The 13217-nt window shown below is 69.6% G+C and carries 10 protein-coding genes and 1 pseudogene; 8 read left to right on the top strand and 3 right to left on the bottom strand.

Features of this window, described 5'->3' with window-relative positions; genetic code table 11:
- Positions 1–85: 85 nt before the first annotated feature.
- The 8 genes and pseudogenes from cobG to FG99_RS27685 all read left to right on the top strand — a co-directional run.
- Entirely contained in the window at positions 86–1414 is a 1329-nt protein-coding gene (cobG, locus tag FG99_RS27720) for a precorrin-3B synthase (protein ID WP_043273430.1), read from the top strand.
- The gene (locus tag FG99_RS27715) at positions 1407–2033 is read left to right on the top strand and encodes a precorrin-8X methylmutase (RefSeq protein ID WP_043273429.1); all 627 of its coding nucleotides are present in this window, start codon (positions 1407–1409) and stop codon (positions 2031–2033) included. The genes cobG and FG99_RS27715 overlap by 8 nt, the downstream gene beginning before the upstream one ends.
- Positions 2030–2773 carry a precorrin-2 C(20)-methyltransferase gene (locus FG99_RS27710; protein ID WP_168187713.1) on the top strand — a complete coding sequence of 248 codons (744 nt, stop codon included), beginning with the start codon at positions 2030–2032 and terminating at the stop codon, positions 2771–2773. Before FG99_RS27715 ends, FG99_RS27710 begins: the two co-directional genes overlap by 4 nt.
- Positions 2773–4416, top strand: coding sequence for a precorrin-3B C(17)-methyltransferase (cobJ, locus tag FG99_RS27705; protein ID WP_043273427.1), 1644 nt, complete (start codon positions 2773–2775; stop codon positions 4414–4416). The genes FG99_RS27710 and cobJ overlap by 1 nt, the downstream gene beginning before the upstream one ends.
- A 279-nt stretch (positions 4417–4695) precedes the next feature.
- Entirely contained in the window at positions 4696–5196 is a 501-nt protein-coding gene (locus FG99_RS27700; protein WP_009617195.1) for a sigma-70 family RNA polymerase sigma factor, read from the top strand.
- Positions 5193–6170 carry a FecR domain-containing protein gene (locus tag FG99_RS27695; RefSeq protein WP_043273426.1) on the top strand — a complete coding sequence of 326 codons (978 nt, stop codon included), beginning with the start codon at positions 5193–5195 and terminating at the stop codon, positions 6168–6170. Before FG99_RS27700 ends, FG99_RS27695 begins: the two co-directional genes overlap by 4 nt.
- Positions 6171–6607: 437 nt before the next feature.
- Complete coding sequence (locus FG99_RS27690; protein ID WP_043273425.1) at positions 6608–9049, top strand: TonB-dependent siderophore receptor; 2442 nt, start codon at positions 6608–6610, stop codon at positions 9047–9049.
- Positions 9050–9247: 198 nt separating this feature from the next.
- Positions 9248–10258: pseudogene (locus tag FG99_RS27685) on the top strand (hypothetical protein); the annotation flags it as partial.
- Between the two features lie 42 nt (positions 10259–10300).
- Here the strand turns inward: FG99_RS27685 and FG99_RS27680 are convergent.
- The 3 genes from FG99_RS27680 to FG99_RS27670 form a co-directional block, all read right to left on the bottom strand.
- Complete coding sequence (locus tag FG99_RS27680) at positions 10301–10498, bottom strand: hypothetical protein (RefSeq protein ID WP_043273424.1); 198 nt, start codon at positions 10496–10498, stop codon at positions 10301–10303.
- A gap of 687 nt (positions 10499–11185) precedes the next feature.
- Entirely contained in the window at positions 11186–11683 is a 498-nt protein-coding gene (ssb, locus tag FG99_RS27675) for a single-stranded DNA-binding protein (RefSeq protein ID WP_009617188.1), read from the bottom strand.
- Positions 11684–11701: 18 nt separating this feature from the next.
- Positions 11702–13090: an MFS transporter gene (locus FG99_RS27670; protein ID WP_043273422.1), complete on the bottom strand. Its 1389-nt coding sequence runs from the start codon at positions 13088–13090 to the stop codon at positions 11702–11704.
- Between the last annotated feature and the right edge of the window lie 127 nt (positions 13091–13217).

Here is a 13217-nt window from a genome sequence, read left to right as displayed (position 1 = left end):
GCATCGAGCGGGGTGTATCGATGTTGTAGATCCTCCCAATCAGGGGCGATCCGCAAGGTCACCGCGACCCAGCCATGGTGACCCTGTGCCGAATCTGCCGCCCGTTCCCCCTGTCGAAATCCGCCCGTCGCCCTGCCCGGGGCTGCTGCGCGTGGTCGCTTCCGGCGATGGCGGCATCTGCCGCATCAAGCTGCCCGGCGGGCGCCTCGACGCCAGTGGCGCCAGGGCCATCGCCCGCGCCGCCGAACGCCATGCCGACGGCGTGCTGGAGGCGACCAACCGCGCCAACCTGCAGATCCGCGGCGTGCACGAAGGCGCCGGCGCGGCGCTGTCCGCCGAGCTGCTGCAGGCCGGGCTGGGCCCGCGGGTGGCCGCCGCCGACGACGTGCGCAACCTGCTGCTCAGCCCCGCCGCCGGCGTCGACCCGGCCCAGGCCCTGGACGTCTCGCCACTGGCCGCCACGCTGCTCGACCTGTTGCAGGACAACCCGCGCTTCCACGGCCTGTCGCCCAAGTTCGCCCTGCAACTGGATGGCGGCGAATCCCTGGCGATGCTCGAACACCCCCACGACATCTGGCTGTCGGCCATGGACGCCGGGCGCTTCGCCTTCGGCCTGGCCGGCTGCCCGCCGCTGCGCGCGCAGGACAGCCCCGCGCTCGCCGCCGTCGCCAGCGAACAGCTGCCGGCCCTGGTCGAGGCCCTGCTGAACCTGTTCCTCGACCTGGCCGGCGAAGGCGTCTCGCGCATGCGCCAGTTGCTGGCAAGCCTTCCCGCCGAGGACCTGCTGGCGCGCCTCGACCTGCCGCTGCAACAGGACGTGGCCGACTGGCGCCGCGCCGCCGTCGAGCCCTTCGCCCACCTGGGCATCCGCCCGCAGCGCCAGGGCGGCCTGTGCAGCGTCGGCGCAGGCTTCGTCCTCGGCCGCCTGCACAGCGGGCTGCTGCGCGAACTGGCCGATCTCGCCGAACGCGAAGGCGACGGCAGCCTGCGCCTGACGCCCTGGCAGGGCCTGCTGCTGCCCAACGTGCCGGCCGCGCGCGCCAGCGCCGTGCTCGCCGCGCTCGACAGCCTGGGCCTGATCACCTCGGCCGCACAGCCGCTGTCCCGGCTCGTGGCCTGCAGCGGCTCGGCCGGCTGCGCCCGCGGCCTGGCCGACACCAAGGCCGACGCCCTGCGCCTGGCCGAACGCCTGCGCGCGCCGCTGCCCGCCGGCGTGCACCTGTGCGGCTGCCCGCGCTCCTGCGCCGCCGCCCACGTGGCGCCGCTGACCCTGCTGGCAGTCGCCGACGGCCGCTACGACCTCTACCGCCGCGCCCCCGGCCACGCCGGCTTCGGCCAGCCGCTGGCGCGCGACCTGACCCTCGACGCCGCGGCCGACCGGCTGCGCGATCCCGGAGCCCTACCCGATGCTTGACTACATCCGCGACGGCCAGGCGATCTACCGCCAGTCCTTCGCCACCATCCGCGCCGAGGCCGACCTCTCGGCCATTCCCGCCGACCTGGAAAAGCTCGCCGTGCGGGTGATCCACGCCTGCGGCATGGTCGACGTGGTGCAGGACCTGCGCTTCTCCCCCGGCGCCGGCGCCATCGGCCGCGCGGCCCTGGCGGCGGGCGCACCGATCCTCTGCGACGCGCGCATGGTCGCCGAGGGCGTCACCCGCGCGCGCCTGCCGGCGGCCAACGAGGTGATCTGCACGCTCAACGAAGCGGACGTCCCGGCCCTGGCCCGCGAGCTGGGCAACACCCGCTCGGCGGTAGCCCTGGAGCACTGGCGCGAACACCTGGAAGGCAGCGTGGTGGTGATCGGCAATGCCCCCACCGCGCTGTTCTACCTGCTGGAAATGCTCGACGCCGGCGCGCCGAAGCCGGCGCTGATCCTCGGCTTCCCGGTGGGCTTCGTCGGCGCCGCCGAATCCAAGGACCTGCTCGCCGCCGACAGCCGCGGCGTGCCCTACGTCATCGTCCGCGGCCGCCGCGGCGGCAGCGCCATGGCCGCCGCCGCGGTGAACGCCCTGGCCACGGAGGTGGAATGATGACCGGCCGCCTGCTCGGCCTGGGCGTCGGCCCCGGCGACCCCGAGCTGATCACCCTCAAGGCCCTGCGCCTGCTGCAAGCCGCGCCCGTGGTCGCCTACTTCGTGGCCAAGGCCAAGCACCGCGCCGGCCACGGCGGCAACGCCTTCGGCATCATCGAGCAGCACCTGGGCGACAGCCAGCAGCGCCTGCCCCTGGTGTACCCGGTGACCACCGAGAAGCTGGAGCCGCCGCTGACCTACGAGGGCGTCATCAGCGACTTCTACGACACCGCCGCCGAGCAGGTCGCCGGCCACCTGGAAGCCGGCCGCGACGTCGCGGTGATCTGCGAGGGCGATCCGTTCTTCTATGGCTCCTACATGTACCTGCACGACCGCCTGGCCGAGCGCTACCCGGCCGAAGTGGTGCCCGGCGTGTGCTCCATGCTGGGCAGCGCGGCGGTGCTCGGCGTGCCGCTGGTGTACCGCAACCAGAGCCTGTCGGTGCTCTCCGGCGTGCTGCCGGAGGACGAGCTGAAGCAGCGCCTGACGGCCGCCGATGCGGCGGTGGTGATGAAGCTCGGGCGCAACTTCGACAAGGTCCGCCGCGTGCTCCGTGAACTGGGCCGCGACGGCGGCGCGCACTACGTGGAACGGGCAACCATGCGCGAGCAGCGCATCGTGCCGCTGGACGAGGTGGACCCGATGGCCTCGCCCTACTTCTCCATGGTGGTGATCCCCGGGCAGAGGTGGCGCGGTTGATGAACGCCTCCCCCGCCATCGTCATTCTCGGCGCCAGCGCCCTGGCCACCGCCCGGCGCCTGCAGGCGCTTTATCCACAGGCGCGCATCCACGGCCTGCAGGGCCGCGTCGACGGCGCCGAGGAAAGCTACCAGGACTTCGGCGACACCCTGCGCGCGCTCTATCGTAATGACACCCCGATCATCGCCCTGTGCGCCGCCGGCATCGTCATCCGCAGCCTGGCCCCGGCGCTGCAGGAAAAAGGTGCGGAGCCACCGGTGCTGGCCGTAGCCGAGGACGGCAGCGCGGTGGTGCCGCTGCTGGGCGGCCTGGCCGGGGTCAACCGCCTGGCCCGGGAAATCGCCGCCGCGCTGGACGTGGCGCCGGCCATCACCACCAGCGGCGAGCTGCGCTTCGGCACCTGCCTGCTGGAGCCGCCGCCAGGCTACGCCCTGGCCGACATCGAGCAGGGCAAGCGCTTCGTCGCCGACCTGCTGGGTGGAGAAAGCCTGCGCATTGACGGCGACGCCCCCTGGCTGGCCGCAGCGCGCCTGCCGCTGGCCGAGGACGCCAGGCGCAGCGTGCGGGTGACCTGCGAGGCACGCCCGGCGCAGCGCGACGAACTGCTGATCCACCCACGGCGGGTGCTGGCGGAAGTCGCCGCGCCTGTGGACAACCTCGCCGAGCGGGTCCGCCAGGCCTTGCACGCGTCCGGGCTGGCGGAGGCAGCCCTGGCCGCCCTGCTCGCCCCGCGCCGGCACATGGCCGATGCGGGCCTGGCCGAGGCCGCAAAAGCGCTCGACGTGCCGCTGCGCTTCATCGATGAGCAAGCCTTGCCGGCGACGCGGGATGGCATCCACCTGAGCCTCGCCGATTCCCCCGAACAGGCCGCCGGCATCGGTCGCCCACGCGGGCGCCTGAGCGTGATCGGCCTCGGCCCCGGCGCCGCCGAGCACATGACACCGGCGGTGCGCCGCGCCCTGGACGAAGCCCAGGACCTGCTCGGCTACGAGACCTACGTGAAGATGGCCGAACCGCTGTGCGCGGACCAGGTGCGCCACTGCAGCGACAACCGCGAGGAGATGCAGCGCGCCCGCCACGCCTTCGAACTGGCCGCCAGCGGCCGGCGGGTGGTGGTGGTGTCGTCCGGCGACCCGGGCGTGTTCGCCATGGCCGCGGCGGTGGTCGAGGCGCTGCATGAAAGCAGCGACGCCGACTGGCACAACGTCGAACTGGAAGTGCTGCCCGGCGTCTCCGCCGCCCTGGCCGCCGCGGCCAAGGCCGGCGCGCCGCTGGGCCACGACTTCTGCCTGATCTCGCTGTCGGACAACCTCAAGCCCTGGGAAGTCATCGAAAAGCGCCTGGACCACGCCGGCGCCGCCGACCTGGCCATGGCCTTCTACAACCCCATCTCCAAGGCCCGCCCCTGGCAGCTGGGCCGAGCGCTGGAGATCGTCCGCCGGCACCGCGCGCCGCAAACCCTGGTGGTGCTCGGCCGCGACATCGGCCGCCCGGCCGAAGCGCTGCGCACGCTCACCCTCGGCGAACTGCAGCCGGAGATGGTGGACATGCGCACCCTGGTGATCATCGGCTCGTCGCTGACCCGCCGATTCCCGCGGGCCGGTGGCGGCGATTGGGTGTACACCCCGCGGTGGTATCGCTGAGGCAGGCCAGGCGGCGGATAACCGCGAACGGTTATTCGCCCTACGTCACGGTCGGGTCTGGCGTAGGGCGCATAACGCCTACGGCGTTATCCGCCGTTTGGCCTTGGTCCCCGGCGGCTCCGGGGTTGACCTGGGCGTTGGCTGTGGCTTCGGTGTATCGGCGGATAACCGCGAACGGTTATTCGCCCTACGTCCCTGGAAGTTCGGCGCCCGCTTGCAAATGGCCATTGCGTTGATGAAAATGCGACGAATTATCATTCTTCATCTTTCCCGGCGCCCATGGCCTCCTCCACCCTCGACATCGACCAGCTGTACAGCGACCACCACGGCTGGCTGCACGGTTGGCTGCGCAGCCGCCTGGGCAATGCCGCGGATGCCGCCGACCTGGCCCAGGACACCTTCCTGCGCGTGCTGCTCAAGCAGGAGCTGCTGGAGCTGCGCACCCCGCGCGCCTTCCTGCGCACCATCGCCCGCGGCCTGGTGATCGACCACTGGCGCCGCGAGGAACTGGAGCGCGCCTATCTGGAGTCCATCGCCCACCTGCCGGAGGCGGAAACGCCCTCGGCGGAAACCCGCGAAATGCTCCTGGAGCTGCTGGAAGGCATCGCCCGCCTGCTCGACGGCCTGAAGCCCAAGGTACGCAGCGCCTTCCTGCTGGCCCAGTGCGAGGGCCTGCCCCACGCGCAGGTCGCCGAACGGCTCGGGGTTTCCGTGCGCTCGGTGGAGCGCTATGTGGCCGAGGCACTGTTCCACTGCTACCAGGCGCGCTACGCCGAATGAACGCCAGCGCCGAACTACAACCCGACGCCCGGGTGGTCAAGCAGGCCATCCAGTGGATGCTGCGCCTGTCCGGCGGCGCCGACCCGGCCGCGCAGGAAGCCTGCGCCCGCTGGCGCGCCCAGCGCGCCGAGCACGAACTGGCCTGGCAACGCGTGCAGTCGCTGAACCAGGAACTGCGCAGCGGCCTGCAGAGCGTACCGGGCAGCCGCGTGGCCCTGGAAACCCTGGAGAAAGGCAGCCAGCGCCTGCAACGCCGCCAGGCCCTGAAACTGCTCTCGGTGGTCGCCCTGGGCGGCTCCGCCCTGTGGCTGAGCCGCGACCTCGGCCCCTGGCAGCGCTGGAGCGCCGACTACGCCAGCGGCATCGGCGAACGCAAGCGCTTCGTCCTGGCCGACGGCAGCAAGTTGCAACTGAACACCGACACCGCCGTCGACGTCTTCTTCGCCCCGCAGCAGCGCCTGCTGGTCCTGCAGCGCGGCGAAATCCTCGTCAGCACCGCCAGGGACCCCGCCCGGCCGCTGCGCGTGCGCAACCGCGACGGCCTGTTCGAAGCCCTGGGCACCCGCTTCGTGCTGCGCCAGAACGCGAGCGACACCCTGCTCAGCGTGCAGCAGGGCGCCGTGGCCATCGCCCCGCGCCGCCTGGGCCAGACCAGCACGGTGGCCGAGGCCGGCCAGCGCTATCTGGTCGACGCCAACGGCGCCACTCCGCTGGCCGCCAGCGGCATGGACAGCAGCGCCTGGGCCGACGGCCTGATCGTCAGCCGCGACATGCGCCTGGCCGACTTCCTCGCCGAAGTCGCCCGCTACCGCCACGGCCACCTCGGCTGCGACCCGCGGGTGGCCGACCTGCGCCTGTCCGGCGTGTTCCGCCTGGACGACACCGACAAACTGCTCGACCTGCTGCCGCGCACCCTGCCGGTACGCGTCATGCGCCGCAGCGATTGGTGGGTGACCGTCGAAGCCCGCACCTGAACCGGACTCCCCTGTACCTGGGAGCGAGCTTGCTCGCGAATGGAGTTTCCAGGTGGTTTAGGTGTTTTGGTTTGACTCCGTCCCCTCTCCCCAGCCCTCTCCCTGAAGGGAGAGGGGGCTATCCGTGCCACCGGTGATTTTCGTGCCATCCGGCAACACCGGAGTGTCCGGCGAGCGCCGAAATCACGCTTCACACCGAACGGTCCCCTCTCCCTTCAGGGCGGGGCGCGCAGCCGAGGGTTAGGGAGAGGGCGCTCTCATGCCTGGCACCGCCACGACCGGGGAACTCCATTCTCGAACAAGCTCGCTCCTACGAAGAACCGCATGGGCGCCATCGGAAACCTTTTCGCGGATGAGAATTATTTTTGTCGGGTTTTCCCCACTGGCCCGGCATGGAGATAAACCCTCCCATTTCCCGCCCTGACGGATACCTCTCCATGCGCGCAGTCCCGGCCCGATCTCCCGCCCCGAACTCCCCCGCCAGCCGCCTCTCCATCGCCGTGCGCGGCGCCCTGCTGTGCGCCGCCCTGGGCAGCGCCCTGCCCCTGACGGCCTGGGCCGCCGACGCCGCTAGCGTCACCCGCAGCCGCACCTACGCCATTCCTGCCGGGCCCCTGGGCGAGGTGCTCAACAGCTTCGCCCGCGAAGCCGGCATCACCCTCTCGGCCACCCCGCAGCAGACCGCCGGGCTGCAGTCCGAAGGGCTCAACGGCACCTACTCGGTGGACCAGGGCCTGGCCCGCCTGCTCGCCGACACCCCGCTGCAGGCCGAGGACCAGGGCGACGGCAGCTACGTGCTGCGCAGCGTCGCGCCCCAGGACGCCCTGGCCATGCCGGCCACCAGCGTGTTCGCCCTGGGCAACGCGCTGGGCAGCGAGGACGGCTACCTGGCCACCCACAGCCAGATCGCCACCAAGACCTCCAAGGCCCTGCTGGAAACCAGCCAGAGCGTCTCGGTGGTGACCCGCGAGCAGATCCAGGACCAGGGCTCGAAGACCGTGCAGCAGGCGATCCGCTACACCCCCGGCATCTTCACCGGCCAGGTCGGCGCCTCCAACCGCTACGACTACATCGTCATGCGCGGCTTCGCCGACAACAGCGTGGACAACATCTACCTGGACGGCCTCAAGGCCATGGGCGACAGCGGCACCTTCAGCTCGATGCAGGTCGACCCGTACTTCCTCGAACGCATCGACGTGCTCAAGGGCCCGTCCTCGGTGCTCTACGGCCGCAGCCTGCCCGGCGGCCTGGTGGCGCTGACCAGCAAGAAGCCGCTGTACGAGGACTACCACCAGGTCACCGCCAGCGTCGGCAACATGCAGCAGCGCGAGCTGGGCTTCGACTTCAGCGGCCCGCTGGACGAGGAGAAACGCATCGCCTACCGCGTGGTCGGCCTGGGCAAGGGCGCCGACACCCAGTTCGACCACACCAAGGAAGAGCGCTACGCCATCGCCCCGAGCCTGGCCATCGACTTCAGCGACGACACCACCCTGACCCTCCAGGGCTACCTGCAGCACGACCCCAACGGCGGCTACCACAGCGGCGTGCCGGCCGACGGCGCGCTGTACCACCACAACGGCCGCAAGATCGACCGCGACTTCTTCGACGGCGAACCGAGCATCGACGACTTCGACCGCACCCAGCGCATGTTCGGCTACCAGCTGGAGCACCGCATCGACGACGTCTGGTCGGCGCGGCAGAACTTCCGCTACCTGGAGTCCGACGTGAGCCTGGCGCAGGTCTACGGCTACGGCTGGACCGCCGCGGACAGCAACGAGCTGACGCGCTACTTCTCCGGCGCCCGCGAGCGCCTGGAGGCCTACATCATCGACAACATGGCCCAGGCCGAATTCGCCACCGGCGCGGCGCAGCACACCCTGCTGATGGGCCTGGACTACCAGCGCCGGCACACCTCGGTGGACTGGTCCTCCGGCTCGGTGGCGCCCATCGACGCCTTCGACCCGGTCTACGGCAACGCCGCCATCAGCTACTACCCCGACGACAACCACACCCGACGCCTGGAGCAGACCGGCGTCTACGCCCAGGACCTGATCGATGTGGACAACTGGCGCTTCTCCCTGGGCATGCGCCAGGACTGGGTGACGGTGGAAGACAAGAACCGCAGCAGCGGCAGCAAGGCCGACGACGACTGGAAGAAATTCACCGGCCGCGCCGGCGTGCTCTACCTGTTCGACAACGGCATAGCGCCCTACGTCAGCTACTCCGAGTCGTTCAACCCCAACGCCTACTCCGACCAGAACGGCACCCCGCTGGAACCCACCGAAGGCAAGCAGTGGGAGCTTGGCCTGAAGTACCAGCCGCCGGGCAGCGCCAGCCTGTACACCGCCTCGCTGTTCCACATCACCCAGGAAAACGTGGCCACCAAGGAGCCGCAGGACAACTTCTACACCTCGGTCGGCGAGATCCGCTCCCAGGGCCTGGAACTGGAAGCGCACATCCAGGCGACCAAGAACCTCAAGCTGCTGGGCAGCTACACCTACACCGACATCACCTACAGCAAGGCGCTGGACGGCAACCAGGGCCACACCCCGAACCAGGCGCCCAAGCACATGGCCTCGGTCTGGGCCGACTACGCCTTCGACGCAGGCCCCCTGGACGGCCTGAGCATCGGCGGCGGCGCCCGCTACGTCGGCGAAACCTGGGCGGACAAGGAAAACACCCTGCGCGTGCCCGACTACACCCTGGTCGACGCCCGCATCGGCTACGACCTCGGCAAGCTCGGCATGAAGGGCCTGGACGTCAGCCTCAACGCCAACAACCTGCTGGACAAGGACTACGTGGCCTCCTGCTACAACCTCGACTACTGCTACTTCGGCGAGAAACGCAACATCACCGCCACGGTCAACTACCAGTTCTGAACCCAAGCCGCCCGCACCGCGGGCGGCCCCTCACCCCAGCCCTCTTCCGCGCCCGCCGCATGCCCTCCCCAGGACCGGCCGCGCGGGAGAGGGCTGGGGTGAGGGCGGCCATTCCCTCGCTCCTACAAAGTCCCCCTCTCCTTCCCGCCGCGCGCCCTTGGTGGCGCACTGATAGGCAGCAGCATCAACCGCCCGGCGCGCTGGCTGTTCGACACCTTCCGCCTGGACGTGCAGGGCCGCTACCGGCAGTTCAACCTCGACGCCGGCTACTGGTTCCAGGACCGCAACAAGCGCGCGGTGGACCGGGCCTACCTCGGCTACCGCTTCGACGAGCGTTCCGAACTGCAGGTGGGCGCGCCGGCCAGGCCCTTCGGCCTGCTGCCCTATCCGCAGTTCGGCTGGAGCTACCACATCCCGTTCTTCCTCGGCTTCGGCGTGAATACCGGCACCGGCCTGAAGTACGGCTACAAGGACAACGACTGGGACTTCCAGGCCGCCTACTACCCGCGCATGCTGCCGTCGAGCATCCGCTACGCCCCGGAAGTCGGGCGCTACGCGGACCTCAAGGACAACGCCATCCCGGCGCTGCACGGCCGCCAGGACAACGAGAAGCGCGACCAGATCAACCTGCGCCTGACGCGCAGCTTCCAGGCCGGCGACTGGAACAACGAGCTGGGCGCGTCCCTGGCCGCCTCGCGGCTGTACAACGCCACCACCGACGACAACGGCAGCTTCTGGGCGGCCGGCGCCCACGGGGTGTTCAAGAACGGCCCCTGGACGATCTCGAGCCAGGCGATCCGCTACGAATACGACCCGAAGAACCCCGGCGGCGTCAGCGACGATTCCGTGCTCATGGGCGGCAACGGCCTGACCCCGGCCTTCCTGGTCGCGGCCAAGGGCAGCATCGGCGGGCTCAACGTCGGCTACGACCTCGCCACGCCCTGGCTGGGGCCGGTGAAGAAGGTGAAGCTGTACAACGACTACAGCCGACTGTGGAAGGACAAGAGCGGCTGGGACGACTCGCAGATGTACACCGCCGGCATCCAGTTCTTCGCCCTGCCGGTGATGGCCTGGCTGGACTTCACCTGGGCGCGCAACGCCAACCCCTGGGGCGGCGCGGAGAATGGCACGGGCTGGACCTCGACCACCTCCTCGGGCAGCAACGACTGGTACTTCCGCACCAACCTGAACATCGGCTACTACTTCTGAGCCGGGCGGTGGGGCCAGGCCGGCGCCTGGCCCCGCCGGTCTTCAGAAGCGCTCCGCCGCCTGGGCGTGGCGCCGCGTCTCGTCCTGCTCCAGGCTCTCGCGGTAGGCGTGGGCCTCCTGCTCGCTGTGGAACACGCCGACCAGCAGGCCCTGCTGGTGCACGTCCCAGCAGCGCCGGCCGAGGGCACGGAATTCGCGGGATTTGTGGTCTTCGTCGCGCTCAGTGACAACTACGCTCATGGGTTCTTCTCCGTTGTTTGACTTGCATCAAGGCGGAGTCAGAATCACTTAATTAGCCAGCTAACGAAATAGCCGAGTCAGCAAAGGTTTTTTGCGAAAAACGTGGGGAACGCGAGGCAATTGCCGTACCCACCGCGCCGGGGCGCTTTTCGTAGGATGGGTCGAGCCTGCGAAACCTATGTGGTGGTGGCGATGGGTATCGCTTCGCTCAACGCCATCCTACGAGGTGTCGATAGCCGGACGATCCGGCGCGGATCGCGGATGAGATCCGCTCCTACGCCGCCCCACCCGTGCCATTCCCCCGTAGGAGCGCGCCCTGCGCGCGAAATCGCGGGCAGGGCCCGCTCCTACAATTTGCTGTGAGGTATGGAGTTTCCTCGTAGGAGCGGACCTTGTCCGCGATAGCCGGACGCCCCGGCGCGATTCGCGGATGAGATCCGCTACGCTGCCCCACCCGCGCCATTCCCATGTAGGAGCGCGCCCTGCGCGCGAAATCGCGGGCAGGGCCCGCTCCTACAGGTTGCCGGCAGGCACGGTATGCCTCCCCCGTAGGACCTTGTCCGCGATAGCCGGACGCCCCGGCGCGGATCGCGGGCCGAGCCGGCAAGACAGCCGACGCTCTGCAGGCATGAAAAAACCCGGCATCCCCCAAAGGGAATGTCGGGCTTTTTCGGACCTGTCCGACGCTTAGAACGGAATGTCGTCGTCGAAGCTGTCGTAGTCGGCGGCCGGTTGTGGAGCCGGGGCGGCCTGTTGTTGCGGCGCCGGGCGCGGGGCCTGTTGCGGGCGCTGCTGGGGTTCGCGCGGCGCGCGCGGGGCGTCGTCGCCACCGGCGCCCGGACGGCCGCCGAGCAGTTGCATGTTGCCGTTGATGTCTACCACGATCTCGGTGGTGTAGCGGTCCTGACCGTCCTGGCCCTGCCACTTGCGGGTGCGCAGGCTACCTTCGACGTAGATCTGCGAGCCCTTGCGCACGTACTCGGCGACGATCTCCGCCAGGCGGCCGAAGAACACCACGCGGTGCCATTCGGTACGTTCCTGCTGCTGGCCGGTCTGCTTGTCCTTCCAGCTCTCGCTGGTGGCCAGGGTGACGTTGGTCACCGCGTTGCCGTTGGGCAGGTAGCGGGTTTCCGGATCGCCACCGACGTTACCAACCAGAATGACTTTGTTAACCCCACGGGCCATGACGCTCTCCTAAAGGCTTCAGCACGTCGCCGGCTCGACGCCTGCCAGGCGTTCGAGGGACGTGCGATCCACTTGTTGGGAATCTACTTTGACATAAGCGGCGGCCTCTTCGGCGACCACCATCACATCGCTCACACCGGGCAATGCCTTGAAACGCTCGGCCAACGAGGCATCGCCCAGCGCCTCGTCGGACAGGGGCAGGCGGATGCTCGTTACATACGGCGGTTCGCGCATGGTAACAGCAATCGCCAGCCATATGGCAGCCAGCACGGCGCAGCCGATGAACACCCCGTCCAACCCGCCGTGCTGGAACATCCAGCCGCCGAGGATGCCGCCCACGGCGGCGCCGAGGAACTGGCTGGTGGAGTACACGCCCATCGCCGTGCCCTTGCCGCCGGCCGGCGAGACCTTGCTCACCAGCGACGGCAGCGAGGCTTCCAGCAGGTTGAACGCGGTGAAGTAGACGACGATGCCGAACAGCAGTTCCTTCAGGCTGTAGCCGAATTCCCAGAAGAACAGCTCGCAGAGCATCAGGGTGGCCACCGCGCCGGCCAGCACGCGCTTCATCTGGCGCTTCTTCTCGGCGTAGATGATGAACGGCACCATGCCGAAGAAGCCCACCAGCAGCGCGGTCAGGTAGACCCACCAGTGTTCTTCCTTGGGCAGCCCGGCGCGCTCCACCAGGGCCAGCGGCAAGGCCACGAAGCTGGCCATGAGGATCGCGTGCAGCACCAGGATGCCGGCGTCCAGGCGCAGCAGCTCGGCGTTCTTCAGGGTCGGCAGCAGCGCCTGGCCGGCGACGCTGGACTCGCGGTGCTGCAGGCGGTGGTCCGGGGTCGGCACGAAGAACAGGATCATCAGCAGGCCGACCAGGGCCATGCCGGCGGTGAACCAGAACAGCCCGTGCAGGCCGAACAGGTGCGTCAGCACGGGGCCGGCGACCATGGCCACGGCGAAGGACACGCCGATGCTCATGCCGATGGTGGCCATGGCCTTGGTGCGGTGCTGCTCGCGGGTCAGGTCCGAGAGCATCGCCATCACCGCCGCGGAGATCGCCCCGGCGCCCTGGATCACCCGCCCGGCGATCACGCCCCAGATGCTGTCGGCGTTGGCCGCCACGGCCGCGCCGAGGGCGAACACCAGCAGGCCGACGACGATGATCGGCCGGCGGCCGATGCGGTCGGACAGGGTGCCCAGGGGAATCTGCAGGATGGCCTGGGTCAGGCCGTAGGCGCCGATGGCCAGGCCGATCAGCGCCGGGGTCGCGCCGGCCAGGTCCTGGCCGTAGGTGGCCAGGACCGGCAGGACCATGAACATGCCGAGCATGCGGAACGCGAAGACCAGGGAAAGGCCGACGGCCGCGCGGGTTTCGGTGCCACTCATGCGCTCAGTGTGGGTGTCGTGCATAAGTCCCTCAGGGGAATGACTGGAGCGGGCTGTGCTTCTTGCCCCCGCAATGGCGTGCCCATCCGTTCCCGGATGGCCGGCTGCCGCCGACGCCGAAAAATAGCCGGGCATTCTAGCAGCCCAGCCG

The organism is Pseudomonas sp. AAC, assembly GCF_000725445.1.
GTDB lineage: Bacteria > Pseudomonadota > Gammaproteobacteria > Pseudomonadales > Pseudomonadaceae > Pseudomonas > Pseudomonas citronellolis.
This window is presented reverse-complemented; position numbering and strand designations above follow the sequence as displayed.

Bases quoted from the DNA above. Each gene is read 5' to 3' on its own strand.
- FG99_RS27715 (WP_043273429.1), top strand. From the start codon at position 1,407: ATGCTTGACTACATCCGCGACGGCCAGGCGATCTACCGCCAGTCCTTC.
- FG99_RS27710 (WP_168187713.1), top strand. From the start codon at position 2,030: ATGATGACCGGCCGCCTGCTCGGCCTGGGCGTCGGCCCCGGCGACCCC.
- cobJ (WP_043273427.1), top strand. From the start codon at position 2,773: ATGAACGCCTCCCCCGCCATCGTCATTCTCGGCGCCAGCGCCCTGGCC.
- FG99_RS27700 (WP_009617195.1), top strand. From the start codon at position 4,696: ATGGCCTCCTCCACCCTCGACATCGACCAGCTGTACAGCGACCACCAC.
- FG99_RS27695 (WP_043273426.1), top strand. From the start codon at position 5,193: ATGAACGCCAGCGCCGAACTACAACCCGACGCCCGGGTGGTCAAGCAG.
- FG99_RS27690 (WP_043273425.1), top strand. From the start codon at position 6,608: ATGCGCGCAGTCCCGGCCCGATCTCCCGCCCCGAACTCCCCCGCCAGC.
- FG99_RS27680 (WP_043273424.1), bottom strand. From the start codon at position 10,498: ATGAGCGTAGTTGTCACTGAGCGCGACGAAGACCACAAATCCCGCGAA.
- ssb (WP_009617188.1), bottom strand. From the start codon at position 11,683: ATGGCCCGTGGGGTTAACAAAGTCATTCTGGTTGGTAACGTCGGTGGC.
- FG99_RS27670 (WP_043273422.1), bottom strand. From the start codon at position 13,090: ATGCACGACACCCACACTGAGCGCATGAGTGGCACCGAAACCCGCGCG.